We start from the raw sequence: 2,784 nt of genomic DNA on the forward strand, positions 1-2,784 counted from the left end.
AATTTCTTTGCCATCTCTTGAAATCCCCAAAAATGCACACTTTTTCCGGTATACCCTTCAAAACCCTTGCACTAATTTCTGTGTTTATCAGCCTCTAACCTTTGATATATCAAGGTTTTAGGTTTATTCAGCAAACCCTAAATCAAAATGTGGTTTATTTACCTGAAAATAGCTGTAATTCAAAATATGAATCTCAGTATTTTCGTGTTAAAATACCGCCAATTGGTGAGATTTTCTACTAAAATGACATCAGATTTTAACTTTCTTAAACAGCTATATAACGCTTTTGATCCCTTTCAACCTTTACCTGCGGGAGATCCTGCTTATGTTGACTGTCAGGAAGTGCGGGGAGATGGGGATATATTGGAAGCATTAGGAAAGGAAATTTTATATTCTGATAGAAATACCTGTCAACTGTATGCAGGTCATCGTGGTGCAGGAAAATCTACAGAATTATTAAGACTACAACAATATTTAGATGAAAAAAGGTTTTTTGTCGTCTATTTTCCGGCAGATGAAAAAGATATTGATCCAGAGGATGTTCAATATACAGATATTCTTTTAGCTTGCACTCGCAATATTTTAGCAGCATTTAAAGATAAAACTAATTCACCAGCTATATTAAATTGGTTAAAAGGACGATTTGAGGATTTAAAAGATTTCTTACAAACAGAAATTTTCCTAGATGAATTATCAATTGAAGCACAGGTTTCACAACTTGCCAAAATCACTACAAAAATCCGCAGTGAACCCAATGAACGCCGCAAAATTCGCGATTTAATTAATCCCCATACGACTACTTTAACTCAGGCATTAAATGAATTTATTCAAGATGTCAAAAAAAATCTACCTTCAGGATATGACAAATTAGTTTTAATTGCTGATAATTTAGATAGAATTGTTCCTGTTATCCAAGGACAAGACCGCAGCAACCATGATCAAATTTTTATAGATCGCAATGAACAACTGAAAGCTTTAGATTGTCATTTAGTTTATACAGTACCAATTTCTTTAATTTATTCTGACAGATCATCTTCATTAGTAGATATATATGGTACTCCCCAAGTATTACCAATGATTATGGTACAAACTCCTAAAAATGAACCCTATCCACCAGGAATTAATAAAGTTATTGAAGTTCTCCAAAAACGACTCACTACCATAGACCCTAGTAAATCTATTGTGCATTTATTTGACAACAGGGAATCTTTAGAAAATTTATGTTTAATGAGTGGTGGTCATGTGCGAAATTTATTATTATTAATGAAGGAAGCTCTCAAATACACCAATACTTTACCGATTTCTAAAAAGGCTTTACAACGGTCAATTAGCGAGTTAAGAAATACCTATAAAAATACCATTTACTTTAATGAATGGGAAGCACTGGCAAAGGTTCATAAATCTAAAGAAATAGTCAATGATCAACTTTATCGGGGTTTATTATTTAATCGCTGTATTTTAGAATATCGTTATCAAGAACCTGATGGAGAAACTAAATTTTGGTATGATATTCATCCTCTGATTAAAGGGATCAAAGAATTTCAGGATGCCTATAATCAATTATATCCTGAATAAAAAATTGTAGGTTGGGTAGAACAAAGTGAAACCCAACAGAATAACAGCAGTTTTGGAAATGTTGGGTTTACTCAACCCAACCTATATTTATGATTCTTATTTATCTAAAACTATGCCTCTAAAACTATGCCTCTAAAACTAAGTGAATGGGATGATGATTTACCCATAGAACAAGACGAAGAATATCAAGCCTTTCTGCGGACACTGCGGTTTACAGAAGGTTTTGCTTTATTATTTGTCCGCTGTTCTCCTGCTAGTGGTGAACAATTAATTAGTAAAGTTAAAGCAGATATTCATGATCAAAAGATAGAAATTCTCCAATTAAATAAAAATGTTACTAATTTATATGTAGAAGTTGATCAATTACCTAATAAAAACCATATCAATATTTTATTAATTACAGGTTTAGAATCTGCATTGTATAAATATGAAGAAGCCAAAACTTTAGCAGGTTGGAGTAGTCGAAAAACCCATCATTATAGCTGGGAAGGTGTACCACCAATTTTAATTAACATCAACCAGCAGCGAGAAAGATTTAGAGATCAATTTAAAATTTGTTTTGTATTCTTATTACCACAGTTCGCAATTAAATATTTTATTCACCGCGCCCCTGATTTTTTTGATTGGCGTTCTGGTTTATTTAATTTTCCCCTAGACTCCACAACCCTAGAACAAGAATCAAATCGCATTATTCAGGAAGGAACTTATGAAAAGTATGTCAATTTAACTCCTGAAGAAACCAATGAGAAAATTCTAGAAATTATAGAAATTATTGAACATGATCAAATAGATAATGTTCAAAAAGCTAAATTGTTTTTTGAATTAGGTTATTTACAACGTATTAAACAAGATTATCAATCTGCAATTTCTTCTTTCGACAAAGCACTGGAATTTAAACCTGATTATCATGATGCTTGGAACAACCGGGGTAATTCCCTAGATGATTTAGGAAGGTATGAAGAGGCGATCGCATCCTACGACAAAGCACTGGAATTTAAACCTGATGATCATGAAGCTTGGAACAACCGGGGTAATTCCCTACGTAATTTAGGTAGGTATGAAGAGGCGATCGCATCCTACGACAAAGCACTGGAATTTAAACCTGATAAACATGAAGTTTGGTACAACCGGGGTAATTCCCTACGTAATTTAGGTAGGTATGAAGAGGCGATCGCATCCTACGACAAAGCACTGGAATTTAAACCTGAT

At 33.3% G+C, this 2,784-nt stretch carries 2 protein-coding genes; both read left to right on the top strand.

Translation table 11 applies throughout. The annotated features are described in order from the left end of the window. Positions 1–243 precede the first annotated feature (243 nt). Positions 244–1,575: a P-loop NTPase fold protein gene (locus PN497_RS13545; RefSeq protein WP_096572799.1), complete on the top strand. Its 1,332-nt coding sequence runs from the start codon at positions 244–246 to the stop codon at positions 1,573–1,575. Positions 1,576–1,701: 126 nt separating this feature from the next. Next, positions 1,702–2,784: tetratricopeptide repeat protein (locus tag PN497_RS13550; RefSeq protein ID WP_272110392.1), on the top strand; the 1,083-nt coding region annotated here is incomplete at its 3' end.

Origin of the sequence: Sphaerospermopsis kisseleviana CS-549, assembly GCF_028329225.1 — a bacterium.
Lineage (GTDB): Bacteria > Cyanobacteriota > Cyanobacteriia > Cyanobacteriales > Nostocaceae > Sphaerospermopsis > Sphaerospermopsis kisseleviana.

Excerpts from the sequence above, each read along its gene's own strand:
- PN497_RS13545 (WP_096572799.1), top strand. The coding sequence starts at position 244 with ATGACATCAGATTTTAACTTTCTTAAACAGCTATATAACGCTTTTGAT.